Raw genomic sequence first — 23818 nt, 5'->3', positions numbered from 1 at the left:
AAAAGATATGCAAGGAAAAAAGTAAAGCAGCTCAAGCGCTCCTACTGCAAAGCAAGCAGCTTTACTGACGGATCAGGATGTAACTGCGTGTCTTGTTGGGAATGGTCGGGTCATGGTTCTCGGTCCGTACATAGGCCTGAATACGCTGACCCATTGGCCGTAGTTCAATATACTGAGCCTTAAAGAACCCACCGAACCGAAACGTCAACACACCAGAGAAACTCAACTGCCCCGCAGCCCAGCCCCATTTGCAGTCTCGGGGAGAACAGCTTGTAAAAGCACGGGCGCGAACCACCAGCTGGTTATCAATACACTCGCCTTCCACCTCAATCTGAGAAAGTTCTTTCAGCCGTGCCTTTGGGTTCTCCCAGTTGCCGAGCTCTGCCATTTCAGATTTGCGGACCTCACAGGCGGTTTGGGCTTGTCCTTCAGAGGCAAAGAAAGCGAATGTGCTGAACAGCGTGCACATGAATGTTGTTTGACTAAGCTTCATGACGAACGGCCCCCCGCCAGAAACGCACCCCAGAGGAAAACACTGGCGATGTGTTTAAAACAAAAGCTTGGAGCGATTTGCATGAACTCAATGAATGCACCAAGCTTCAGTTCTCTCATATATCAATGTAGATGGGCTCTATGAGGAGTAAATGCGTGTTTTATCCTATCACCCTAGGTCTTTTACGCTTTTGACGATTTCCTGAAACTTGCGCGTAGCTTCTGCAGCACTGGGTGCCCCACAGATTGCTGAAATGACAGCAACACCATCAGCCCCAGCTTTGATCACTTGATCCGCATTGGCAAGAGAAATTCCGCCTATCCCAACAACAGGCAGCTGCGATTGAATAGTTAAGCCAGCAAAGTTCTGCGTGCCCACATCAGCTGCATCATCCTTGCTGTTCGTCGGAAAGCATGCGCCGATGCCGAGGTAATCACAGGCTGCAATGTCCGCAGCATCCAGCTCATCCTGAGTGCTCACCGAAAGGCCAAGCAGCTTATCTGGCCCGATCAGTTCCCGTGCTTTGGTGGCGTCCATGTCATCTTGTCCAACATGAACACCATCAGCATCAACGGCCAGCGCAACATCCACACGGTCATTGACAATCAAAGGCACATTGAGCGGTTTAAGCGCCTGCATCAGCCGTTCTGCCAGCTCAATCTGCTCTTTGGTGCTGCCGGTTTTATCGCGTAATTGCACAACAGTAGCGCCGTTTTGAGCAGCTGCGACTGCGATGTCGACGGGATCCTGGCCAGGGCAGTCTTGCGGCCCCAGCACTAGATATACGGAAAGATCAAGCAACGGCTTCATGCATCTCAACCCGAGCTGTTGCCTTGAGGATATCACCGTTCAGCTGATAGAGACTGTTGATGATATCCAACTGCAAACTTGCAGGCCCTGCAGAACCTTTCGCAGCAATCTCACCAGTTACACCGAGGAAAACCATCGCATCGACAGCGGCATCAAACGGATCATTACAAACTGCGAGCGTTGCGCCGGTGAGGGCTGTTGCCGTGCAGCCGAGGCCGGTCACGTATGGCATCATCTTATCCCCGTTGGCGATTTCAGCCGTGCGTGTGCCGTCAGTGATGAAGTCGACTGGGCCAGAGACGACCACCACAGCACCAGTCTGCTTTGCCAGCTCTTTTGCACCATCCAGAGCAGTCTCAGAACTATCTGTGCTATCAACGCCTTTTCCGCCTGCACCTTGACCGACAAGTGCCATGATTTCAGAGGCATTGCCGCGAATGACGCTCGGCTTATTCTCCAACAACTCAGCAGCAAGTTTGGTGCGGAAGGTGAGCGCGCCGACAGCCACCGGGTCCAGCACCCATGGACGACCTGCTTTGTGAGCCGCCGCTGTTGCCAGCTTCATCGCCTCTGCCTGTGCAGGGGTGACGGTGCCCACGTTGATCACTAATGCCCCTGCAACACTTGCAAGTTCAGGGGCTTCTTCTGGTCCATCTACCATGGCAGGGGAAGCGCCAATTGCCAGAAGAGCATTTGCAGTGGTGTTCGCCACCACGATGTTCGTCATGTTATGGACGAGTGGACTGTTTTCACGAATTGCGGAAAGAGTTGCGCAAGCGCTTTCGACACGACCCATTTTTATCCTCGGTCTTGTTGTGCGAAAGAGAGCTGGTGTCAGGGCCTTGGCATACTGCCAGAAGAAACTGTCCCCCAACACGGTGTGAGTGCTCCCTTCGCTGGAATTATCCAGATCAGGTTCATCGAGTATGATCTCAGCCACGACACAAGTGCCGGGCACCCCGTTTCACAGCTCTGAACCTAAGGGGTCTGCCGGAGGAGATCAAGGTGATGTGGAGGAGGGGGACAACCTATCAACGGCGTGGATGCGCCTTGTCGTAGGCATCCAACAGCTGTGCACTGTTCACTTCCGTATAAATCTGCGTGGTAGAAAGGCTTGCGTGGCCAAGAAGCTCCTGAATGCTCCTCAAATCCCCGCCTTCAGATAGCAAATGCGTCGCAAAGGAATGGCGCAAAGCATGGGGAGTAGCCGTATCCGGAAGCCCGAGTGCACTGCGGATTTTTTGCATGGCCAGCTGGATCATGCGTGCGTTGAGCGCGCCGCCGCGAACACCACGGAAGAGGGGTGAGTTCGCTGAAAGGTCATAGGGGCATTGATCTTTGTAAGCTTCAATAGCTTCAACCACCACAGGCAGGACCGGAACAAGTCGTTCCTTGTTGCCTTTACCGCGCACTTTCAAAGACTTATCGCCTTCCTTCGGTGCCGTCGCAGGTGTCAGAGACAATGCTTCCGAGATACGAAGTCCGCACCCGTAGAGGAGAGTAAACACTGCAGCATTGCGCGCTTCAACCCAGGGAGTATCCTCGAAAGCCAGATCGCTACTGACGATAGCCTTGGCCTCCTCAACGGGGATAGGCTTGGGCAAGCTGCGGGGAAGTCTTGGCGTACGCACGGCTGCAGCTCCAGCCGCATTCACCTCACCGCGCTCCTCCAGAAATGAGAGGAACGAGCGAATGCCAGCCAGCCCGCGAGCAAGCGTCCGCGTCTGCGCGCCGTCTTTCCTGCGCGTTGCCAAAAAACCGCGAAAGTCTTTTGGTTTCAACGACTCCAGATGCCGCAGAGCAACTGGCTCACCCTCATAGCTGGTCATGAAACGCAGGAACTGACGCGTGTCGCGCTCATACGCTTCGAGTGTCCGTTCAGCCAGTCGCCGTTCGGAGCCAAGATGATCAATCCAGTCTTCAATCGCTGCGGTAACATCTGGTTTGCAGATGATGAGTAAGTCTTCGCCGCTGTCCAGGGAATTTGCCATTCGCCAAGTGTAAGCGCCAAATCTGGCTGAATGGTTACCAAAAGATAAACATTCACGCCTTTACGAAATGACTGAGCAGATTTAGTCGATCACGATTGGTTCCCCGTGGTCGCTGATGATCCGGTCAATCTCCTGCCGTGCCGCCATCGCAAACCGTTTCTGGTTCTCCGTTGGGGCAACAGAATCTCCCAGAACAACAATATTCTCGTCATTAAACCGGTTCGCAGGGCCAGTGTAATTGAAGCTGCCAACGATCATAATGCTATCATCAATCACCATAAGCTTATGGTGTAGCTTACCAATCCGGCTCGATCCGCGAACGAAGTGCAGATCAGCGCCAGCTTCTGCAAGAGGCTGCGTCGCGGCCCAGTCCTGCCCACCCTGCCGGGCATCAAGGGCACCGCGCACCTGCCGCCCTGCTTCCATCAGCAGCAACATGGCATCATCAATGCCGGAGCTCTTGGAGAAGGTGAAGATCGCAAAGTCCACTCGTTCCTTAGCTTTCGTCATCTGTTTGGTGACTTCCATCTCTGGCGCATGGTCTGGCGCAAAGCAGACTTTCACGCGGATGTCGTCAACCACCACCTCTTTCGGTGTGTTTTCGGACTCATTCTCATCCACGCTGTAGCGGCCAAATCTTCCGCGTTTAATCTCCCTGAATTCCCGCTCAAAGATGTCAGCGACCTTCTCATCCTTGATGATAAGAAGGTGGTTCAGATTGCGATGCGTACCGGTCTCCGTGAAGTTTGTGGAGCCAGTCAGAACAGCATTGCCGTCACGAATGATGAATTTCTGATGGAATATCCGTGGGTTAAAATCTGTCCGCACCCACACTTTGGACCGCAGCAGCGCCGCATGAAGCTGGCGGTTCACCTCGTTCTCAACACGAGGGTCACTGGTATGCGGGTCATCCGCAGGCTCATCCACGCTCAGGTAATCCGCCTCGGATACCACGCGCACCCGCACGCCGCGCCGTTTTGCGTTAATTATTGCGTTGGTTATGCGTTTATTGTCTATTTCTTGAATTGCTATGTCGAGACTTCGCACTGCAGCATCGATAAACGCAATAATCTCGCCCTCCAGATCATCCAGCGGATTATCCGGCAAATGATCGAGGACTGTTTTCGGACCAACGAGGAATTTCAGATTCTCGGTTTGAACTGCCATTGTACCCTCCCACCGTCATAACACCTTACCCTAGGGTAGATAATGTGTCGGTACACAATTATGACGGTAGGAAGTGAAATTGGTAGCAGGCTAGAAACCGACCGAGATAAGCGGGTTGGTGTTGCCCTGAATTTCTAAAATGCGCGCATCCCGCAACTGTTCTTCTTCTGAGACCGGATCCTCAGCCATCCACTGGTTGAACATCTCCACCTCTGTCTCTGTCAGCGGCATGCCATAGGTCTCCTGCATGTAGAGGTAGATCCGTGCAATATCCCCGCGTGTCTCAGCCATTGGCTCGGCGACTTTCCGTTCTCGGTCAATCTCAAAATCACAGGCGCCATAAGTCCGGTCTTCCCCTTCAATCACAGCAAGACGGAAGTTGGAGCGGTCACCATTCAGCTCGCCAACCGCTGGCACCAGATTATGCAAATCAGCTTCCATACGTTTGAACTCTTCATCCACCTTGGAACAGCATCGACGACCTTTGTAAGCCTTGCCCTTCTTGGTGGTGCAGGCCGGATCACCCTCTGTCCAACAAGCGCGCGTTTTGCCAAAGCGAGAGGCAGGAACGATGTGCTCCCACTCAATCCGCTTACCGCGCTTGGCATTCTTACGAGGCTCATACCCGCAGCTGTCTGCATCAACTTGCTTCTCTCCATTATAGGAGCAACCGCAATAGAAGGTCTCACGATACTCTTCTGATGGATAAATATGCTTTTCCAACAAGCGCTTGGCCTGAGAGAAACTGGTTGGTGGTGCAGCAAAAGCTGAAGCAGCCCAGAAGCAAGACAGCAGGGCAGCGAAGAGTACGATGAGTTTACGCATGAAGAGGTCTTTCGAGATCACCATCAGAAGCTGGCGCGGGAGCGTTAAGAAACTCCTGCCAACACTGTTTGACGCGGTGGATACTGGTTTGTGCCGTTCCACTTTGACCGAATGAATGGGTGTGAACCTTGCCGAGGGTGATGAAGGGGAGGGAAACAGTGCTTAGCGAAAATACAGAGCCTAAGGCTTTGCTTGTGAGGCTTTTCGGGAAATACTAGCTGCTTCTTATTTTTAATAGGGAGCAATGACAGCTAAGTGAGGAAATACAAAGAATTTCTGCAGAAAATTATGTGGGAGAATAGCTTAGGGTCTCTTCCGCAGATTTATCACCACGTGCGCAACATCCCATACGGTTCAACTGGCAACCGAGATCCAGAGGCTGTTTATACAAGCAACGTTGGTTCCTGCTCGGGGAAGCATATTCTGCTGAGAGACTTTCTCCGTGAAGCTGGATATCAGGCCGAGATCATCACGATGTTCACCTACTTCAACGAGAGCACACCTATTCATGGAAGTTTTCCGAAAGAGCTCAAAGCAATCGCTACTCGTGAGCGCGTGCCGGACTTTCACCACTATGTGCGGGTGTTAGAGCAGGGGAAATGGCTCAATCTGGATGCTACCTAGCATGATGAACTTGCGAACTTCGGTTTCAAGGTGAACCACGATTGGAGTGGCTCAAATCATACCGCGCTTGCATCAGTTGCTGAGCGTGAATACCCGGCTACGGAGAACATAATTGATTTGAAAGCAGATCTTGTCTCGAGCCTGCCTCAAGACCAGCGTGATTTACGCGCAAAGTACTTCCGGCTTGTGACGGAATGGATTGCAACACATGCATCGTAGAGCGGAAAAGAGTGAGGCATCCGCGCTCTTAATTCCTTTGCCGAGTGTTTAGCGGCGCAACTGCTTCGCCAGCTCTTTTATCTGATGCTGAGCAAACACCTCTACGCCATGATGACGCAAGGCAGCGGTTACAACACCCATCCCGGAACGTGTCTGCCCATCGTGATGGCCACTATAGATAAAGGTGCTCCCGCAGGATGGGCTGCCATCTGTCAGCAAAGCAAAACGACAACCTGCTTCATTAGCAGTCTTTACGGCCAAATCAGCTCCAAGCCGAAATTGCTCGGTGACATCACACCCGGTGTTTTCATAGATGCTGCCGTTTCCTGCAAATACATCCGTGCCCAGCTGACCAGCTTCGATTTCTGCTGGTGGGCGTGGAGTTTGAAAACCTGCGGCGACTTCAGGACAAAGCGGCACAAGAATGCCAGCAGTCTTCCACTCAGAGAGCAGGGTACTTTCAAGAGATAAGCCAGTGCCGTTGTAGCGAACTGGTTCACCCAGCAAACAGGCGCTTATCAGGATCTTCTCGGGCATATTATCGTAAGCTTGAATTTTTGATGGGTTTGGCTGATTTGTCTGCACGATAAAACAAAAAAAGCGCAGACCGGAAGGCCTGCGCTTAATATCATCGCTATGTGCGACGAATAAAGAGCTTATACGATGCTCTGACCGGTTGCTGCCCAGTCTTTCATGAACGCTTCCAGACCTTTGTCGGTCAGTGGGTGCTTCACGAGGCCCTTCAGGGTCGCTGGTGGAATGGTTGCAACGTCTGCGCCGATCAGCGCACAGTCTTTCACGTGGTTTGCAGTACGGATGGAAGCTGCAAGAATTTCGGTGCCAAAGCCGTAGTTGTCGTAGATCTGACGGATTTCAGCGATCAGGTCCAGACCTTCAATATTGATGTCGTCCAGACGGCCGATGAATGGAGAAATGAAGGTTGCGCCAGCTTTTGCAGCCAGAAGAGCCTGGTTTGCAGAGAAGCACAGGGTCACGTTGGTCTGAACACCTTTGTTCGCCAGCACGCGGCAAGCCTTCAGGCCTTCCAGGGTCAGAGGCAGCTTGATGCAGATGTTGTCTGCAATCGCGATCAGCTCTTCAGCTTCTTTCAGCATGCCTTCAGCGTCAGTCGCAACAACTTCAGCAGAAACAGGGCCATCCACAAGCTCGCAGATCTCTGCGATGACTTCTTTCATTGGACGACCGGATTTCATGATAAGAGATGGGTTGGTAGTAACACCATCGAGAAGACCGGTTGCGGCCAGCTCTTTAATGTCGTTGGTGTCAGCTGTATCAACGAAGAATTTCATGCCAAAAAGGCTCCTGATTTCGTAGCAGCCTCTCGTAGGGTAGCGGAGGCCTTGGGAGTGAATTCCGGTATGTGTTTAGCCCAGAGTGCATAGAAACAACAAGAGTAAAACCCGCTAAAGCGTATTCCCGAAGAGAGCACTTCAGTTTTAGGATAAGAATGCGCCACAAAATCAACTGGTGCTCAACAAGGCCCACCAATCTTTAACAAGGAATGGAGTTTCGTGACTCAGCAAGAGGAGTTTTTTGGCAACGACCAGATGTGTGAGCCAGAGGTGATTGTGCCGGTGCTGGTTCCCGTCGCCGTGGCAGGTGCATATTCTTATAAAGTACCAGCTGATATGGACGTTCGCCCCGGTTCCATCGTGCGTGTGCCTCTTGGTCCGCGCGAGGTGATTGGTGCTGTTTGGGATGGAGAGCCGGATACAAAGGTTAATCCCAAGAAGCTGAAAAGCATCCTTCATGTCTACGACACGCCTCCAATTGCTGAAGATCTTAGGAAATACATCGACTGGGTTGCCGCCTGGACGCTGGGCGCACCCGGCATGGTGCTGCGCATGGTGCTGCGCTCCGAAGAAGCTCTGGAACCGGAACCGCTGCTTTCCGGTGTTCGTTACATCGACGGTATGCAGCCTGACCGCATGACACCAGCCCGCTCCAAGGTGATGGAACTGGTCGAAAACGGTATGGCATGGACCCGTCCCGGTCTGGCCGGAGCTGCTGGTGTGAGTTCCTCGGTGATCGATGGGCTCAAAAAGCAGGGCGTGCTGGAAGAAGCCATGCTGCCTGCAACGCCGCCCTTGCCAGATCCTGACCCAACATTGCCAGGCCGAAAGCTGACAGATCTTCAGCAAGGCGCCGCGAATCAGTTGTGCGAAGCCATCGGCAAAGGGTTCAAGGCCTTTCTTATTGATGGGGTGACAGGATCGGGGAAAACCGAAGTCTACTTCGAAGCCGTCGCTGAGACCCTCAAAAACAATGAGCAGGCGCTGATCCTCATCCCGGAAATTGCACTCACGAACCAATTTCTGAATCGATTTGAGGACCGATTTGGCGTCAGACCCGCCGAATGGCACTCCCAGGTGCCCCCAAAACGACGCGCAAGAACATGGCGCGGAGTCGCAAATGGTGAAGTGAAGGTCGTTGTCGGCGCGCGCTCGGCACTTTTCCTTCCTTTTCACAGGCTTGGTTTGCTCGTCGTGGATGAGGAGCATGATACAGCCTACAAGCAAGACGATCGCGTTCCCTACAACGCTAGGGATATGGCCGTTGTCCGGGGGCATATCTCTGGTTTTCCTGTGGTGCTTGCCAGTGCAACACCATCTGTGGAAAGTCAGGTAAATGCGAAACTGGGCAGATACACGAAAATCGTGCTCCCAGAGCGTGCTTCCGGTGCGGAAATGCCGACCATTAAAGGCATCGATATGCGCTGTGATGGACCCGAACGAGGCAAGTGGCTGGCTCCCGCATTGGTCAACGAAATCCAGCAAACGCTGACCAATGGTAATCAGGTTTTGCTGTTTCTGAACCGTAGGGGTTATGCCCCACTGACCCTGTGCAGAACCTGCGGCCATCGGTTCCATTGTGAAAACTGCTCAGCTTGGCTTGTAGAGCACCGCTTTAAGGGCAAGCTCGTATGCCATCACTGCGGCTATTCACAGCCTATTCCGGATAAATGTCCCGAATGTAGCAAGCCCGATACACTCGTTGCATGTGGTCCCGGAGTAGAGCGAATTGCTGAAGATGTCTCAGCGTTATTTCCCGAAGCGCGGGTGCTCGTTCTCTCCTCTGACTTACCGGGCGGCACAGAGCGCATAAACCGCGAGATGAAGCTCGTTGAAGAGGGGGAAGTCGACATTGTCATCGGCACTCAATTGGTCGCAAAAGGGCATAACTTTCCACTAATGACCCTTGTAGGGGTGGTTGATGCTGATTTGGGCCTCGCAAATGGCGATCCAAGAGCAGCAGAGCGCACTTTCCAACTTCTCGCGCAGGTGACAGGACGTGCAGGCCGAATACACGGAAAAGGTCGCGGTTTGCTTCAGACTTACAACCCTGATCAGCCCGTAATTAAGGCACTTCTCTCAGGAAATCCCGAGGAATTTTACGCTGCGGAAATCGAGTCGCGTGAAAACGCTGGCTTGCCCCCGTTCGGCAGACTCGCTGCTTTGATTATTTCGGGGCCTGACAGATCGCTCACCGAAAAATTTTCTAAATCTCTTGCAGTAAATAGTCCTAGTTCAGAAGGCGTCCAAATCCTCGGTCCGGCAGAGGCTGCAATGGCTCTTGTGAGGGGCAGATATCGCTTCCGTTTGTTGGCAATCGCGCCCCGGAGTGTTGATTTACAAGGCTTTCTGAGAAACTGGTTGTCTGTCGCACCCAAGCCAACCGGCGGTATCAGAGTGCAGGTTGATGTTGACCCCCAAAGTTTCATGTAGTGCTGCGCAGAAAGTTTGGCACCTCAATGTATGCGTTGGAATACCTACGCCATGTTGCAAGGCGGTCACGCGTGTGCTATGCGAAGCGCGGCTTTATCGGCACAGTTATCTCAGATTGTGCCATTCAAATTGAATTAGACGCGACTTATCAAGGATTTGGATTTCCGGCGAGCCAGCCGCCAGAATCTTGAATGCGCGGGAGAGCACGGATCCAGTGACTGACAACGTATCTCTCATTTCAGGCGTGGCCTTGCGTTATGCTTCTGCGCTGTTGGACCTTGCTGAGGAGCAGGGTGCGACGGCAGAGGTGGAGAAGGGTCTCGACCAGTTTGAGGCACTCTTAAACGAGAGTGCTGATCTTGATCGTCTTATCAAGAGCCCCGTTTTTAGTGCAGACGCCCAAACAAAGGCGATCTCTGCTATTTTGGAAAAGGCCGGAATTTCTGGCCTGACCGCAAATTTTGTGAAGTTGGTTGCCCAAAACAGGCGCCTCTTCGCCGTTCCAGGCATGATCCAGGCTTTCCGTGCGCAGCTCGCTGCAAAACGTGGAGAAGTTACTGCTCAAGTAACCTCTGCAACGGAACTGACTGCTGAGCATGTCGCTGCTCTCCAAGAAGCACTCAACGCTTCTACGGGCAAGAACGTGAAGATTGTAGTGAAGGTGGACTCATCCATTCTAGGTGGTCTGATCGTGAAGATCGGCAGCCGGATGATTGATACGTCACTGCGTACCAAGCTTAACTCTCTTAAGTTCGCGATGAAAGAGGTCGGCTGATGGATATTCGGGCCGCGGAAATTTCCGCTATCCTCAAGGACCAGATCAAGAACTTCGGCCAAGAAGCTGAAGTGACTGAAGTTGGTCAAGTTCTGTCCGTAGGCGACGGCATTGCCCGCGTTTACGGTCTGGACAACGTCCAGGCAGGTGAAATGGTTGAATTCCCAGGTGGTATCCGGGGAATGGCATTGAACCTTGAAACTGACAATGTCGGTGTTGTTATCTTCGGTAACGACCGTGACATTAAAGAAGGCGACACGGTAAAACGTACCGGCGCTATTGTGGAAGTTCCAGTAGGTAAGGGGCTGCTGGGTCGCGTTGTCGATCCGCTCGGTAACCCAATCGACGGCAAAGGTCCGATCGAAGCTACTGAACGTCGCCGCGTTGACGTGAAGGCACCAGGCATTCTGCCTCGTAAGTCCGTTCACGAGCCAATGTCTACGGGTCTGAAAGCGATTGACGCTCTGATCCCGATCGGACGTGGTCAGCGCGAATTGGTGATTGGTGACCGTCAGACCGGTAAAACCGCAATCATCCTCGACACCTTCCTGAACCAGAAGCCTTTGCACGCATCTGACAACGAGCACGACAAGCTGTACTGCATCTACGTTGCAGTTGGCCAGAAGCGCTCAACTGTTGCTCAGTTCGTTAAAGCTCTGGAAGACGCTGGTGCTCTGGAATACTCCATCGTTGTTGCTGCAACTGCATCCGATCCTGCACCTCTGCAGTATCTGGCGCCGTTCGCAGGTACCACAATGGGTGAGTACTTCCGCGACAACTCCATGCACGCTGTGATCGGTTACGATGACCTGTCCAAACAGGCTGTTGCTTACCGTCAGATGTCCCTGCTGCTCCGTCGTCCACCAGGACGTGAAGCGTACCCAGGTGACGTGTTCTACCTGCACTCCCGTCTGCTCGAGCGTTCTGCGAAGCTGAACGAAGACCACGGCCTCGGTTCTCTGACCGCGCTGCCAGTGATCGAAACTCAGGCAAACGACGTGTCCGCGTACATTCCGACCAACGTGATCTCCATCACTGACGGTCAGATCTTCCTTGAAACTGACCTGTTCTTCCAGGGCATCCGTCCTGCGGTTAACGTAGGTCTCTCAGTTTCTCGCGTGGGCTCTTCCGCTCAGGTTAAAGCTATGAAGCAGGTTGCTGGCCCGATTAAGGGTGAGCTGGCTCAGTACCGTGAAATGGCTGCGTTCGCGCAGTTTGGTTCTGATCTGGATGCAACCACTCAGAAGCTTCTGAACCGTGGTGCACGCCTGACCGAACTGCTGAAACAGCCTCAGTTCTCCCCGCTTAAGACGGAAGAACAGGTTGCAGTTATCTTCGCAGGTGTGAACGGCTACCTGGACGACCGTCCAGTAAGCGACGTCCGCGAATTTGAAGCTGGCCTGCTGCGCTTCCTGCGTGCAGAACATGCTGACCTTCTCTCCACTATCTGGGAGAAGAAGGCACTCGACGCCGATTTGACTGACAAGCTGAAAGCTGCACTGGACGCTTACGTCAAGACCCTCGGTTAATTCGAAGCAACGGGATAAGGAACGAGAGCGCCCATGGCGAGCCTCAAGGACCTAAAAAACCGCATCGCTTCGGTCAAAGCGACGCAGAAAATCACCAAGGCCATGAAAATGGTGGCCGCGGCGAAACTGCGTCGTGCCCAAGATGCTGCAGAAGCCGGTCGTCCCTATGCTGAACGCATGGCGACAGTACTTGGCAATCTTGCAGCTGGGTTCGAAGGTCGAGATGATGCGCCGAAGCTGATGACGGGTACCGGACAGGATCAGACACATCTGCTCCTCGTCTGCACAGCAGAGCGTGGCCTCTGCGGTGGTTTCAACTCGTCAATCGCACGTCTGGCACGTGAACACGCTGATAAACTCCTTGCTGAAGGTAAGACGGTTAAGATCGTCACCGTTGGTAAGAAGGGCTACGACGCCCTGAAGCGTGGTTACAACCAGCACATTGTAGAGAATATCGAACTGCGCGGTCTGAAATCGATCGAGTACGGTGACGTCAAGCACATCGCTGACCTCGTTATGGAAATGTTCTATGACGAAAAATTCGATGTCTGCACACTGTTCTACGCGCAATTCCAATCGGTAATCAGTCAGGTTCCGACCGCAAAACAGCTTATTCCAGCTCAGTTCGACTCTGCTGGTGACGCTGATAACGGTTCCTCTGAGGATGCACTGTACGAATACGAGCCGGGTGAACAGGAGATCCTTGAGACTCTCTTGCCACGCAACATCGGTATTCAGATCTTCAGCGCAATCCTTGAAAACGGTGCCTCCGAGCAGGGCGCGCGTATGGCCGCAATGGACAACGCAACGCGCAACGCCGGCGAGATGATCGACAAACTGACAACGACATACAACCGTCAGCGTCAGGCACAGATCACGACGGAACTGATTGAAATTATTGCGGGCGCGGAAGCGCTCTGACCGAGTTGAGACGAGGATTTAAGTGATGGCTGACACGAAAGTCGGACAGATCACGCAGGTAATCGGCGCTGTTGTCGACGTTCACTTCGATGGTGAACTCCCTGCAATTCTGAACGCTCTGGAAACTGACAACGGCGGTAACCGTCTGGTTCTCGAAGTTGCTCAGCACCTGGGCGAAAACACAGTACGTACAATCTGCATGGACGCTTCCGAAGGTCTCGTCCGCGGTCAGGAAGTACGTGACACTGGCGAACCTATCGCAGTTCCAGTTGGTGACGGCACTCTGGGCCGCATCATGAACGTGATTGGTGAGCCTGTTGATGAAGCTGGTCCAATTGAACATGATGCCAAGCGCGGCATCCACCAGGAAGCTCCTGCTTTCGTAGAGCAGTCTACAGAAGCTGAGATCCTTCCAACCGGTATTAAGGTTGTTGACCTTATCGCTCCTTACGCAAAGGGTGGTAAGATCGGCCTGTTCGGTGGTGCGGGTGTTGGTAAAACAGTTCTCATCATGGAATTGATCAACAACGTTGCTAAAGCACACGGCGGTTACTCTGTATTCGCTGGTGTTGGTGAGCGTACTCGTGAAGGTAACGACCTTTACTGGGAAATGATCGAGTCCGGCGTTAACAAGGAAAAAGGCGGCGAAGGTTCTAAAGCTGCTCTTGTTTACGGTCAGATGAACGAACCTCCAGGAGCACGTGCACGTGTTGCTCTGACCGGTCTGACCATCGCGGAAGACTTCCGTGATAAAGGCCAGGACGTTCTGTTCTTCGTGGACAACATCTTCCGCTTTACCCAGGCTGGTGCTGAGGTGTCCGCACTTCTCGGCCGTATTCCTTCTGCTGTGGGCTACCAGCCTACACTTGCTACCGACATGGGTGGCATGCAGGAGCGTATTACGACCACTTCCAAGGGTTCTATCACTTCCGTACAGGCCGTTTACGTTCCTGCGGATGACTTGACTGACCCTGCACCTGCTTCCACATTTGCTCACTTGGACGCGACAACGGTTCTTAACCGTGCGATCGCTGAAAAAGGCATCTACCCTGCTGTGGATCCGCTGGACTCTTCCTCTCGTATGCTTGACCCGCGCATTATCGGTGACGAGCACTACGAAGTTGCGACAGCTGTTCAGGAAACCCTTCAGCGCTACAAGTCACTTCAGGACATCATCGCCATCCTCGGCATGGATGAACTTTCTGAAGAAGATAAGCTGGTTGTTGCTCGCGCACGTAAGATCGAGCGCTTCATGTCCCAGCCGTTCTTTGTTGCTGAGGTCTTCACTGGTTCCCCAGGTAAACTGGTTGCGCTCGAAGACACCATCAAAGGCTTTAAAGGCCTTGTTGCTGGTGAATACGACCACCTGCCAGAAGCTGCATTCTACATGGTTGGCTCTATGGATGAGGCAATCGAGAAAGCTGCGAAACTGGCTGAGGACGCTGCTTAATCTCGGTTTTTTTGAACCGGTGACTTCTTTGGGTGACGCATAACCTGCGTCACTCTTAGAAACGGATAGAGGATGAGCTAAATGGCTGAAGCATTTCAGTTTGAGCTGGTATCACCAGAGCGCCTTCTGCTCTCAGCGAAGGTTACCGATGTAACCGTACCTGGTTCTGAAGGTGAGTTTGGTGTTGGCGCTGGTCACTCGCCGTTCTTGTCAACCATGCGTCCGGGTGTTGTTAAAGCGCTCAGCGAAGATGGTTCCAAGCACGATTACTTCGTGCGGGGTGGTTTTGCTGACGTTTCCGCGTCTGGCATGACTGTTCTGGCGGAACAGGCGATCCCGATGGCCGATCTTGATGCAGGTTACATCGCACAGCAGATTCAAGATGCGAGTGAAGATGTAGCTGATGCAAAGGACGAAGATGCACGTCAGGCTGCACGGCTGGTACTTTCCCAGCTGCAGGAGCTGCAGGCAGCCCTCAAAGCTTCCTGATTGCATTTCGATGCCAAGAAAAACAAAAGCCTCGGCAGTGCCGAGGCTTTTTTGTATCTGCAGTGCAGATTAAACAGGGCCTGCGATTTATACCAAAATGCATAAGAACGCAGGGAAGGGGTACACAGCCCAGTTGATTAGGCTGCGATCCGCTTTTTATTAGCTGCCGCATTTGCTGCGCGCATTTCCTCAGCACGTGCTTTACGCTGCTCAGGTGTTTCATAAACAATCGTGCGATGATACTCGCAGTAAGAACCATTTTCAGCGCGGTTGGTGCATGGGAAAGTGTAACTTCCGCTATCGCCTTCAGTCCACTTGCACTGGCCCGCTTTCGGCATAACTGGTGCTTTCATCTACCTACCCTTGTTCTTTGGAGCCATAGATCAAAGCCTGCATGCACGCGGGAGGAGCGTGAAAGCCATGCTCGCCGTTGGATCAATGGAACCATTTTTGATTATGGGATCACCGGAATTTTCTTTTGCTGCATTAAAAGCAGACAAATTTACCGGACGGGAAAAAGATTATCTCTCCCCTTTCCAAATAGCCAGATATTTTTAGCTGTGTAAAAATGCTTACACAAGAAAATCTGGATAGAAAATTTTTCCGATTTTGAAATTTGCAAGTAAAACAATCAGATAGCAATTGGCATGTGTATGCACCAATATTAACCACCGCGAGAGTTCTACGGAAACATTGTGGTTTCTGCGCCAAATTGATTCATCAATTGTGGCGAATTATGGCTTTTCAGAGTGTTTGCCTAGTATGCCGCCCGCACTGTGAAGTGCCTCGGGGTCATCCAAATCACGCCGCGCTGCTTCGCCAACTTCTACGGTGTAAACCACTGATGGGTTCTGCTGGATGATCGGCTTGCCGCCAATGTCCCCACGTAGGCAAAGTAAATCCTCAAAGAAGGCCCGATCCCACAGCACCGGATTACCACGCTTTCCCTGCGTTGTTGAAACGCCAATCAGCTGATCCTGCGTCACACTTCGGCTCTTAAGCAGCGTGTTGATGTCCTCAGTTGATATAAACGGCATATCACCAAGCAGGATGAGCGCAGAATTCGACTGCTCTGCGACGCCTTCGATGCCCTTCTTGATGGAGGATGAAATGCCCTCATCGAAGTCAGCGTTATGGCGGAATCGGATAGGGAGACCGGAAAGCGCTTCTTCCACCTTGGAAGCCATCGCACCGGTCACCACAATCAGCTCACTCAAGTCACTGGCAAGCGCGTGCTCAGCAACGTGCCTCACCACCGGCTTCCCATCAATCAGAGCCAGCAGCTTGTTGTGCTGTCCCATGCGAGAGGAGTTACCCGCCGCAAGCAACACGCCACTGCAAACGGTTTTATCCGGATCTTCAGAGAGAGGATGGTCTCGCGGCTGCGGACGACTATGGATCTCTTTCAGAAGCCCACCCACGCCCATAGACATGATGTCCCGGCGTGTAACGCTGATATCAGCCAGCAACCGCTGCAGGATCCAGTCAAAGCCGTTCTCCTGCGGACTACGCGCGCACCCCGGCGCACCTATCACTGGCGTACCGTTAAGGTCGCCAAGCACAAGCAGATTGCCCGGATCAACCGGCATACCGAAATGAACCAGCTCTCCCCCAGCCGCCTGAATAGCCGCCGGGATAACGTCTCCCTGGTCCACGACAGCGGAAGCCCCAAACACAACCACCAGATCCGCATCCCGAACCTGCTCCGTGTTCAACACGTTGATCAATGCCGACTCATCATGAGGCACGCGAAGGTCAGCAGAGATCGTGCTCTCCGCAATGTCCAGCCGCTCCTGCAAAACACGCAGGCTCTTCGTGATTGTCGTCTCTTTCAGATGCGGCAGCGTCGTTGAGATCACGGCAACCGACTTCGGAGAATATGCAGCAACAGAAACCGCAGCAGAGATCTTCTCAGCTGCGTCTTGCGCCAGCTGCTGATCCACCGCCAGCGGAATAATCTTCGCCGTCGCCAGCATCCGTCCTTCACGCACTTCCGTGAAAGGCGGTAAGCAGGCAAATGTGATGGCAGGATCAATCAGGTTGGCTTCCGTCACCTTATCCGCATCAACCTGCAACACACCGCTGTGTGCGGCGTAAAGGTTCGCACGTCCGGTAAACGGGGTAGAAGCCGAGACAGCATCCCCGCAAGCATGATTGGCCAGCAGCGCCGCCGCCTCATCCTCATGCAGGTCAGTGTCCTCAACCTGAGCAACGGTCACCTCTGCAAACCCAGCCGCAATCAGCTGGTCCACGTCCTCCGCAGTCAGTTGGTGCCCCTTGGAGAAGGAAAGGCCATTATGTTTGATGGAGTGGGCGAGGTAACACCCAATGCTCTCTGCGGCTGCTCTGCTTCCAAATTTCACGTCAGCCCGCCTTCTTCTGCTCTGCTTTGGTGCCGCGCAGGGTCACGATAATCTCTGCCAGCACAGCGACTGCAATCTCGGCAGGGTTCGCCGCCCCAATATCAAGCCCAATCGGCGCCTTGATGCGGGCAAGGTCATCCTCACTCAGGCCCGCCGCCAGAAAACGCTCACACCGCTTTGCATGGGTCTTCCGGCTCCCAAGAGCACCCACATAGAAGCAGCCAGCTTTGAGCGCTTCCATCAGCGGCAAATCATCAATCTTCGGATCATGGGTGACAGCAGCAACCGCTGTGAAAGGATCCAGCTTCAACTGATCCATCACCTCTTCCGGCCACTCAGCCAGCAACGGCACGTGCGGGAACCGCTCTTCCGAGGCGAAGGCGGTGCGTGGGTCAACAATGGTGATGTCAAATCCGGCAGTCTGTGCAATCGGAACCAGCGCCTGTGTAATATGAACAGCACCGACAACCACAATACGCGTCGCCGGCACCTGTATGCTCAGGAAGTACTCGTCACCGGCTGCCGACTGAACCTGACCGGACTTGCCACTGCGAACACAACTTTCAAAAGCATCCGCCAGCGCAGAATCCTCCGCATCATCTCCGTAGAGCATCACAGAAGACAATCCGGTTTCCAGATTGGTCAGCAGTGCAACAGGCTGGCGCTGCGCTTTGGAGGCGTTCAGCAGGCGGATATGACCATGATCAGCTTCAGAGGTCAGCGGCTGAAGATAAACGCCGATCTTACCACCGCAGGAAAGCCCAACGCGCCATGCCGTCTCGTCAGCAACGCCAAACTCAATCTTGCGCGCTTTGCCGTCTTCCAGCACTTCCATGGCTTCAGCCACCACAGCACCTTCCACACAGCCGCCTGAAACAGAGCCCTCAAACTCACCGTTGCCGTCAATAATGAGATGGCTGCCCACCGGACGCGGTGCAGAGCCCCAGGTTTCAATAACCGTGGCGAGAACCAACTGGCGACCTTCATCCTGCCAGCGTTCAGCAACGCCAAGGACATCGAGGTTTTGGGCTAGTTCTTGAGGCAGGGTAGCAACAGACATGGCAGGCTCGCGAATAATTAGGGTCTCTCAACGCATTCCGGAAAAGGGAAAACTGATTTCCCTGAAGATTACGCCTTAATAGAGTGAGGAGCCTAGCCTGCTTCTTCAAGGGGATGCAACAACAGAACAATGTTCATTAAAACAAAAAAAGCGCCGGAACTTTCGCTCCAGCGCTCCTTCGGGGGATTGATGCCGATTACTCAGCAGCAATCTTTGTGATTGGACCTGCATTCAGAACCAGATCATCAACGTGATCCTGGAAGATCTGGAAGTTCGCAGCGAACATGTCGACCAGCTTCGCAGCCTGAACGTCATACTCGGATGGATTGCTCCAGGTGCTCCGCGGATCAAGAATGCTGGTATCAACGCCTGGGACTGCAACAGGAACCATAAAGCCGAAGTTTTCGTCCTTACGGAACTGGGCAGCGTTCAAAGAGCCGTCCAATGCAGCGCGAAGCAGTGCACGGGTCTCTTTGATTGGCATACGGTGACCAACACCATACGCACCGCCGGTCCAGCCGGTGTTTACAAGCCAGCAGTCAACATCGTGCTCACGGATCAGATCCTTCAGCAGAGCGCCATATTCTGATGGATGACGCGGCATGAACGGCGCACCAAAGCAGGTGGAGAATGTCGCCTGCGGCTCAGTCACACCACGCTCTGTGCCAGCAACCTTCGCGGTGTAACCGGAAAGGAAGTGGTACATTGCCTGCGCACCGGAAAGCTTTGCAATTGGAGGCAGAACACCAAACGCATCAGCAGTCAGCATGATGATGTTTTTCGGATGTGCTGCACGGCCAGTCTCACTCGCATTTGGAATGAAGTGAATTGGGTAAGAGCAGCGTGTGTTTTCAGTCTTGGAGCCATCATCAAAGTCAGGAACTCGAGCTTCATCCAGTACAACATTCTCAAGAATGGTGCCGAAGCGCTGCGTGGTCGCAAAAATCTCTGGTTCAGCTTCTGCTGAAAGACGAATGGTCTTCGCGTAGCAGCCACCTTCAAAGTTGAAGATGCCATCCGGACCCCAGCCATGCTCATCATCACCGATCAGCGTGCGGGACGGATCAGCGGAAAGCGTGGTCTTACCGGTGCCGGAAAGGCCGAAGAAGACAGCTGCATCATCGTTATCGCCAACGTTCGCGGAGCAATGCATCGGCATCACACTATCCTCTGGCAACATGTAGTTCAGCATGGAGAAGACGGACTTCTTCATTTCGCCAGCATAAGCAGTGCCGGCGATCAGAACGATCTTGTTGGTCAGATCACAGGCAATAACCGTTTCACTCCGGCAACCATGGCGCTCTGGATCAGCCTTGAAGCTTGGCAGATCGATGATGGTCATCTCTGCTTCAAAGCTCTTCAGGTCTTCGCGGGACGGGCGAAGAAGCATGTTGCGGATAAAGTGGTTGTGCCAAGCCAGCTCGTTATAAACGCGAACGTTCAGCTGATGCGCAGGGTCAGCGCCTCCATAAAGGTCCTGAACATACAGCTCCATGCCTTCAGCATGGGCCAGCATGTCGTTCAAAAGCACGTCGAAGTGCTCGGTGCTCATTGCACCGCTGTTGTCCCACCAGATCGTATCTTCGGTCTTGGCGTCGCGAACAACAAACTTGTCTTTAGGAGAACGTCCTGTGTGAGTACCTGTTTCTGCACAAAGTGCGCCGCCCGCGGCGATCTGTGCTTCACCATTCCTGATAGCATGCTCATAAAGTTCAGCTTCGGTCAGGTTCCAATACACACTCTTGAGGCCCTTCAGTCCGAAGGTGTCACACCCAAACGCGGAATTCCGTAGTCCGAACTCTTTCATGTTCAGTAGTCCTTAATCGGCTCACAATTTACCTTGCGTCATTCAATGGCATCGCGCCAGTGAATTTAGCGATAACGCCCCTTGGATGGGGCAGTCATACTTAGAAAAGCAAGACCAGAAATCCTGCGTTTTTCTATTAAACCGATTGAAATAAGACCTTTTGCTGGCATAGATTTATTTTGCTTATAAAAATAAACTCGCGGCAAACTTGGTTTTCACTTTTAAGCGTTTAACGATACACTTCATGAAGAACACGTGGCACTTGGCAGGCGAAACTTTGTCAAAAGTGGCGCTAAATAAGGAAATTTTCCAAATACCTTGCTATAACAGGGTTTTGCCGCATTTCAGGATTAGGGATCGCGCAAGTTAATCTCAAATCCAAACAATGTAGCGAAGCGTGCAAGAGAGGAATAAGGTCTCTGATATGCCAACGATTGCTCTGGTCGATGATGACCGTAACATTTTGACATCCGTCTCGATTGCGTTGGAAGCCGAAGGATATCGGGTCCAAACCTATACGGATGGAACAGTAGCACTGGAAGGGCTCCAGGCTGATCCACCGGACCTTGCCATTTTTGATATCAAAATGCCTCGCATGGACGGTATGGAGCTGCTGCGCCGTTTCCGTCAGATGTCTGATCTGCCAGTAATCTTCCTCACATCCAAAGATGATGAGATCGATGAGCTGTTTGGCCTGAAGATGGGCGCAGACGACTTTATCCGTAAGCCATTCTCTCAGCGTTTGCTGGTTGAGCGCGTAAAAGCAGTTCTGCGCCGCGCCGCGCCGCGCGATGCTGCAAGTGCCGCCACAGAAACCTCTAAGCTGCTGGAGCGTGGCAATCTGGTGATGGATAAAGAGCGTCACACCTGCACATGGCTTGCCAAGCCAGTCACTCTGACTGTGACCGAGTTCCTGATTCTCTTTGCTCTTGCTCAGCGTCCGGGCGTTGTGAAAAGCCGTAATGCCCTCATGGATGCGGCCTATGATGATCAGGTCTATGTTGACGATCGCACCATCGACAGCCATATCAAGCGTCTTCGCAAGAAGTTCAAAGTGGTTGATGATGACTTTGATATGATCGAAACACTCTACGGTGTAGGTTATCGCTTCCGCGAAAACTAATCGCACGCGGCCCGTTGGTTGGGCTGTCTCAGAGTTGGAAAAAGCTCAAGAGCAAGCGTTCCTGAGAACTCGATAAGAGCGAATGTCGGACAAAAAAGAAGAACAAGAGCGGGAAGACATCGAAGCTGCAGAAGCTTCTGAAACTCTTGATCCGCAACACACAGGTGCGTTCCGATGGTTGGGACGCAGGCAAGTGCGCCAACGCGTCTTCACGCGCTGGATCTCGCTTGCAGGCACCTATGTCTTTTCTTCTTTGACCCGCCGTATTCTGGTGCTTAACCTCGTCGGTCTTCTGGCGATGGTGATCTCTATTCTATATCTGAACCAGTTTCAGGCCGGACTGATTGATGCACGCGTTCAGTCACTGTTGGTTCAGGGTGAGATCATTGCAGGCGCCATTGCGGCTTCAACGACAAGTGACGGTGATTCCCTCATGGTCGATCCGGAGCAGCTGCTGCGTCTGGAAGCCGGAGAATCAACCAGTGCCCGCTCGACGCTCGGAAGCCTCGACTTTCCAATCAATCCTGAGATCGTAGGGCCAATCCTCAGGCGGTTGATTTCACCCACAAAAACACGAGCACGGATCTATGATCCTGAGGGCATGTTGATGCTGGATTCACGCCAGCTCCACGCCCAAAATCAGATTTTCCGCTTCGACCTGCCACCACCGGATGAAAGCACCGACCCCTTCTTCCAGAAGATGTGGGAGGAGTTGAAGCTCTGGATCCGTCGTGGCGAATACCCGCCTTATAAAGAAGTAGGCCGCACCGAAGGCCGCGAGTACCCTGAAGTCGAGGCAGCCTTGGCTGGCTCACCGGCTTCCGTGGTGCGCGTTGGTGCCAAAGGTGAGATGGTTGTCGCCGTTGCTGTGCCAATTCAGCGCTTCCGCGGTGTTCTGGGCGCGCTCCTCCTGTCGACGCAGGGCGGAGACATTGACGACATCGTCGCCGCAGAGCGCAACGCGATCTTGAAGATCTTTATCGTCGCTGCCGTTGTGGTGATGATCCTCTCCGTTCTGCTTGCAGGTACCATTGCTGGCCCGGTCCGGCGCCTGTCAGAAGCCGCGCAGAAGGTACAGTCCGCCATCAACACGCGTGAAGAGATCCCGGAATTCGAAGATCGCTACGACGAAATCGGCCATCTGGCGCGTGCACTGCGAAACATGACCAAAGCTCTGTACGGCCGCATGGACGCCATTGAGAGCTTTGCTGCAGACGTTGCCCATGAGCTGAAGAACCCGCTCACCTCGCTTCGAAGTGCAGTTGAAACACTGCCTCTGGCGAAAACAGAACAATCCCGTGAACGCTTGCTGGACGTCATTCAGCATGACGTAAAGCGACTGGACCGCCTCATCACCGATATCTCCGAGGCCTCTCGTATCGATGCCGAGATGTCCCGTGCAGAATCTCATGATGTCGACATCGCAACCTTGCTGAATGCCGTTGTCTCTATCGCCAACGAACGCGCATGTGATGAAGTTGCCCATGTGGACCTGAAGTTTGATCCTGCCAAGCCAGAGAACAAGTTCCAGATCCACGGCAATGATCAGCGCCTCGGCCAGGTCATCAATAACCTGATCGACAACGCCCGTTCCTTCGCACCAGAAGGTACGCCGGTCACGATCACGGCCAAGCGCAAGAGCAACCAGATCATCATCTGGGTTGAGGATTGCGGCCCAGGCATCAAGGAAGAGCTCCGCGAACGCGTGTTTGAGCGCTTCTATACGGATAGGCCTGAAAACGAAGGCTTCGGCAATAATTCCGGTCTGGGGCTTTCAATTTGCCGCCAGATCATCGAAGCTCACAGAGGTGAGATCTCGGTGATGAACCGAACCTCTGAGGAAGCTGGGCAGGAGCAGAAAGTTCTAGGCGCCCGCTTCGTAATCAAGCTGAGGGCGAAAACAACCTCATGACCACACTGGATCAGAAGCAAAGTGTACAAGCAGCAGAAGGTCAGGCGATACACGCCACCTGTCTGGTGGTTGGCACGAAAGGCATTCTGATCCGTGGCCCGTCAGCGACCGGCAAGTCCGCTTTGGCGCTGGAACTGATACAGCGTGCCCACTTGAAAGGCAGCTTTGCAGCCCTGGTTGCGGATGATCGCGTCTACATTGCTGAGAAAAATGGCCGCTTAATAGGCTCTTGCCCAAATTCAATTAAGGGAAAGGCCGAGCTACGAGGCTTTGGTATTGTCGAAGTTCCATATCTTGATACGGCAGTAATCCATATGGTTTTGGATCTGGAAGCCCGAGAGGAAATCGACAGGTTGCCGGAGGAGCAGGCGCTAACCTGTGAACTTTGCTCAGTCAAATTAATTCGACAGCAAGTACCAAAGGAAGATCATTTAGCGGCTCTTCGGCTCGCAAATGCACTTATTTTTACTAATCCAGTGCACAACTATTAGCCCTCTGTGTATGAGCATGCTGA

At 53.1% G+C, this 23818-nt stretch carries 22 protein-coding genes; 10 read left to right on the top strand and 12 right to left on the bottom strand.

What is annotated here, in order from left to right; translation table 11 throughout:
* Nucleotides 1–61: 61 nt before the first annotated feature.
* The 6 genes from AC3CB2_RS09675 to AC3CB2_RS09650 form a co-directional block, all read right to left on the bottom strand.
* Nucleotides 62–493 carry a hypothetical protein gene (locus AC3CB2_RS09675; protein ID WP_008548639.1) on the bottom strand — a complete coding sequence of 144 codons (432 nt, stop codon included), beginning with the start codon at nucleotides 491–493 and terminating at the stop codon, nucleotides 62–64.
* 168 nt (nucleotides 494–661) lie between these two features.
* Nucleotides 662–1303, bottom strand: a complete 642-nt coding sequence (gene thiE / locus AC3CB2_RS09670; protein ID WP_352932596.1) for a thiamine phosphate synthase — start codon at nucleotides 1301–1303, stop codon at nucleotides 662–664.
* Complete coding sequence (gene thiM / locus AC3CB2_RS09665) at nucleotides 1287–2243, bottom strand: hydroxyethylthiazole kinase (protein WP_425328943.1); 957 nt, start codon at nucleotides 2241–2243, stop codon at nucleotides 1287–1289. The genes thiE and thiM overlap by 17 nt, the downstream gene beginning before the upstream one ends.
* 91 nt (nucleotides 2244–2334) lie before the next feature.
* On the bottom strand, nucleotides 2335–3294 hold the full coding sequence (locus AC3CB2_RS09660) for a tyrosine recombinase XerC (RefSeq protein ID WP_008548504.1): 960 nt from the start codon (nucleotides 3292–3294) through the stop codon (nucleotides 2335–2337).
* An 81-nt stretch (nucleotides 3295–3375) separates the two neighbouring features.
* Nucleotides 3376–4461: a phospholipase D-like domain-containing protein gene (locus tag AC3CB2_RS09655; RefSeq protein WP_008548429.1), complete on the bottom strand. Its 1086-nt coding sequence runs from the start codon at nucleotides 4459–4461 to the stop codon at nucleotides 3376–3378.
* Between the two features lie 90 nt (nucleotides 4462–4551).
* Nucleotides 4552–5286 (bottom strand): endonuclease, encoded by a 735-nt coding sequence (locus AC3CB2_RS09650; RefSeq protein ID WP_352932600.1) that lies wholly within the window; start codon nucleotides 5284–5286, stop codon nucleotides 4552–4554.
* A 288-nt stretch (nucleotides 5287–5574) separates the two neighbouring features.
* On the opposite strand from AC3CB2_RS09650, the gene AC3CB2_RS09645 reads away from it, so the two are divergent.
* Nucleotides 5575–5910 (top strand): transglutaminase domain-containing protein, encoded by a 336-nt coding sequence (locus tag AC3CB2_RS09645; protein WP_352932602.1) that lies wholly within the window; start codon nucleotides 5575–5577, stop codon nucleotides 5908–5910.
* A 267-nt stretch (nucleotides 5911–6177) separates the two neighbouring features.
* Here the strand turns inward: AC3CB2_RS09645 and AC3CB2_RS09640 are convergent, their stop codons facing one another.
* Nucleotides 6178–6666, bottom strand: coding sequence for a 2-thiouracil desulfurase family protein (locus AC3CB2_RS09640; RefSeq protein WP_352932604.1), 489 nt, complete (start codon nucleotides 6664–6666; stop codon nucleotides 6178–6180).
* 119 nt (nucleotides 6667–6785) lie between these two features.
* Nucleotides 6786–7439 (bottom strand): fructose-6-phosphate aldolase, encoded by a 654-nt coding sequence (gene fsa, locus AC3CB2_RS09635; protein WP_352932606.1) that lies wholly within the window; start codon nucleotides 7437–7439, stop codon nucleotides 6786–6788.
* A 258-nt stretch (nucleotides 7440–7697) separates the two neighbouring features.
* On the opposite strand from fsa, the gene AC3CB2_RS09630 reads away from it, so the two are divergent.
* The 6 genes from AC3CB2_RS09630 to AC3CB2_RS09605 all read left to right on the top strand — a co-directional run bounded on the left by AC3CB2_RS09630 (nucleotide 7698) and on the right by AC3CB2_RS09605 (nucleotide 15039).
* The gene (locus tag AC3CB2_RS09630; RefSeq protein ID WP_352933029.1) at nucleotides 7698–9875 is read left to right on the top strand and encodes a primosomal protein N'; all 2178 of its coding nucleotides are present in this window, start codon (nucleotides 7698–7700) and stop codon (nucleotides 9873–9875) included.
* 214 nt (nucleotides 9876–10089) lie between these two features.
* Nucleotides 10090–10650, top strand: a complete 561-nt coding sequence (locus AC3CB2_RS09625; protein ID WP_008548376.1) for a F0F1 ATP synthase subunit delta — start codon at nucleotides 10090–10092, stop codon at nucleotides 10648–10650.
* Nucleotides 10650–12179 carry a F0F1 ATP synthase subunit alpha gene (atpA, locus tag AC3CB2_RS09620; RefSeq protein WP_008548515.1) on the top strand — a complete coding sequence of 510 codons (1530 nt, stop codon included), beginning with the start codon at nucleotides 10650–10652 and terminating at the stop codon, nucleotides 12177–12179. The genes AC3CB2_RS09625 and atpA overlap by 1 nt, the downstream gene beginning before the upstream one ends.
* Before the next feature lie 33 nt (nucleotides 12180–12212).
* On the top strand, nucleotides 12213–13100 hold the full coding sequence (locus AC3CB2_RS09615) for a F0F1 ATP synthase subunit gamma (RefSeq protein WP_008548310.1): 888 nt from the start codon (nucleotides 12213–12215) through the stop codon (nucleotides 13098–13100).
* 25 nt (nucleotides 13101–13125) lie between these two features.
* The gene (atpD, locus tag AC3CB2_RS09610) at nucleotides 13126–14550 is read left to right on the top strand and encodes a F0F1 ATP synthase subunit beta (protein ID WP_014283519.1); all 1425 of its coding nucleotides are present in this window, start codon (nucleotides 13126–13128) and stop codon (nucleotides 14548–14550) included.
* Nucleotides 14551–14631: 81 nt separating this feature from the next.
* A complete protein-coding gene (locus tag AC3CB2_RS09605; RefSeq protein WP_008548358.1) occupies nucleotides 14632–15039 on the top strand; it encodes a F0F1 ATP synthase subunit epsilon in 408 nt (135 codons plus the stop codon).
* 137 nt (nucleotides 15040–15176) lie between these two features.
* Here AC3CB2_RS09605 and AC3CB2_RS09600 read toward each other — a convergent pair whose 3' ends face one another.
* The 4 genes from AC3CB2_RS09600 to AC3CB2_RS09585 all read right to left on the bottom strand — a co-directional run bounded on the left by AC3CB2_RS09600 (nucleotide 15177) and on the right by AC3CB2_RS09585 (nucleotide 20269).
* Entirely contained in the window at nucleotides 15177–15392 is a 216-nt protein-coding gene (locus AC3CB2_RS09600) for a hypothetical protein (protein ID WP_014283520.1), read from the bottom strand.
* A 381-nt stretch (nucleotides 15393–15773) separates the two neighbouring features.
* On the bottom strand, nucleotides 15774–17402 hold the full coding sequence (locus tag AC3CB2_RS09595) for an NTP transferase domain-containing protein (protein WP_352932609.1): 1629 nt from the start codon (nucleotides 17400–17402) through the stop codon (nucleotides 15774–15776).
* 1 nt (nucleotide 17403) lies between these two features.
* Nucleotides 17404–18462 carry an XdhC family protein gene (locus AC3CB2_RS09590; protein WP_352932611.1) on the bottom strand — a complete coding sequence of 353 codons (1059 nt, stop codon included), beginning with the start codon at nucleotides 18460–18462 and terminating at the stop codon, nucleotides 17404–17406.
* A gap of 196 nt (nucleotides 18463–18658) precedes the next feature.
* Nucleotides 18659–20269 (bottom strand): phosphoenolpyruvate carboxykinase, encoded by a 1611-nt coding sequence (locus AC3CB2_RS09585; RefSeq protein ID WP_352932613.1) that lies wholly within the window; start codon nucleotides 20267–20269, stop codon nucleotides 18659–18661.
* Between the two features lie 424 nt (nucleotides 20270–20693).
* On the opposite strand from AC3CB2_RS09585, the gene AC3CB2_RS09580 reads away from it, so the two are divergent.
* From AC3CB2_RS09580 to AC3CB2_RS09570, 3 genes are all read left to right on the top strand, one after another.
* Nucleotides 20694–21392 carry a response regulator transcription factor gene (locus AC3CB2_RS09580; protein WP_037036395.1) on the top strand — a complete coding sequence of 233 codons (699 nt, stop codon included), beginning with the start codon at nucleotides 20694–20696 and terminating at the stop codon, nucleotides 21390–21392.
* A gap of 82 nt (nucleotides 21393–21474) precedes the next feature.
* Nucleotides 21475–23304 (top strand): sensor histidine kinase, encoded by a 1830-nt coding sequence (locus AC3CB2_RS09575; RefSeq protein WP_008548424.1) that lies wholly within the window; start codon nucleotides 21475–21477, stop codon nucleotides 23302–23304.
* Nucleotides 23301–23795, top strand: coding sequence for an HPr kinase/phosphorylase (locus AC3CB2_RS09570; RefSeq protein ID WP_008548390.1), 495 nt, complete (start codon nucleotides 23301–23303; stop codon nucleotides 23793–23795). Before AC3CB2_RS09575 ends, AC3CB2_RS09570 begins: the two co-directional genes overlap by 4 nt.
* Nucleotides 23796–23818: the final 23 nt, after the last annotated feature.

It is taken from the genome of Pseudovibrio sp. SCP20, assembly GCF_057774105.1.
This window is presented reverse-complemented; position numbering and strand designations above follow the sequence as displayed.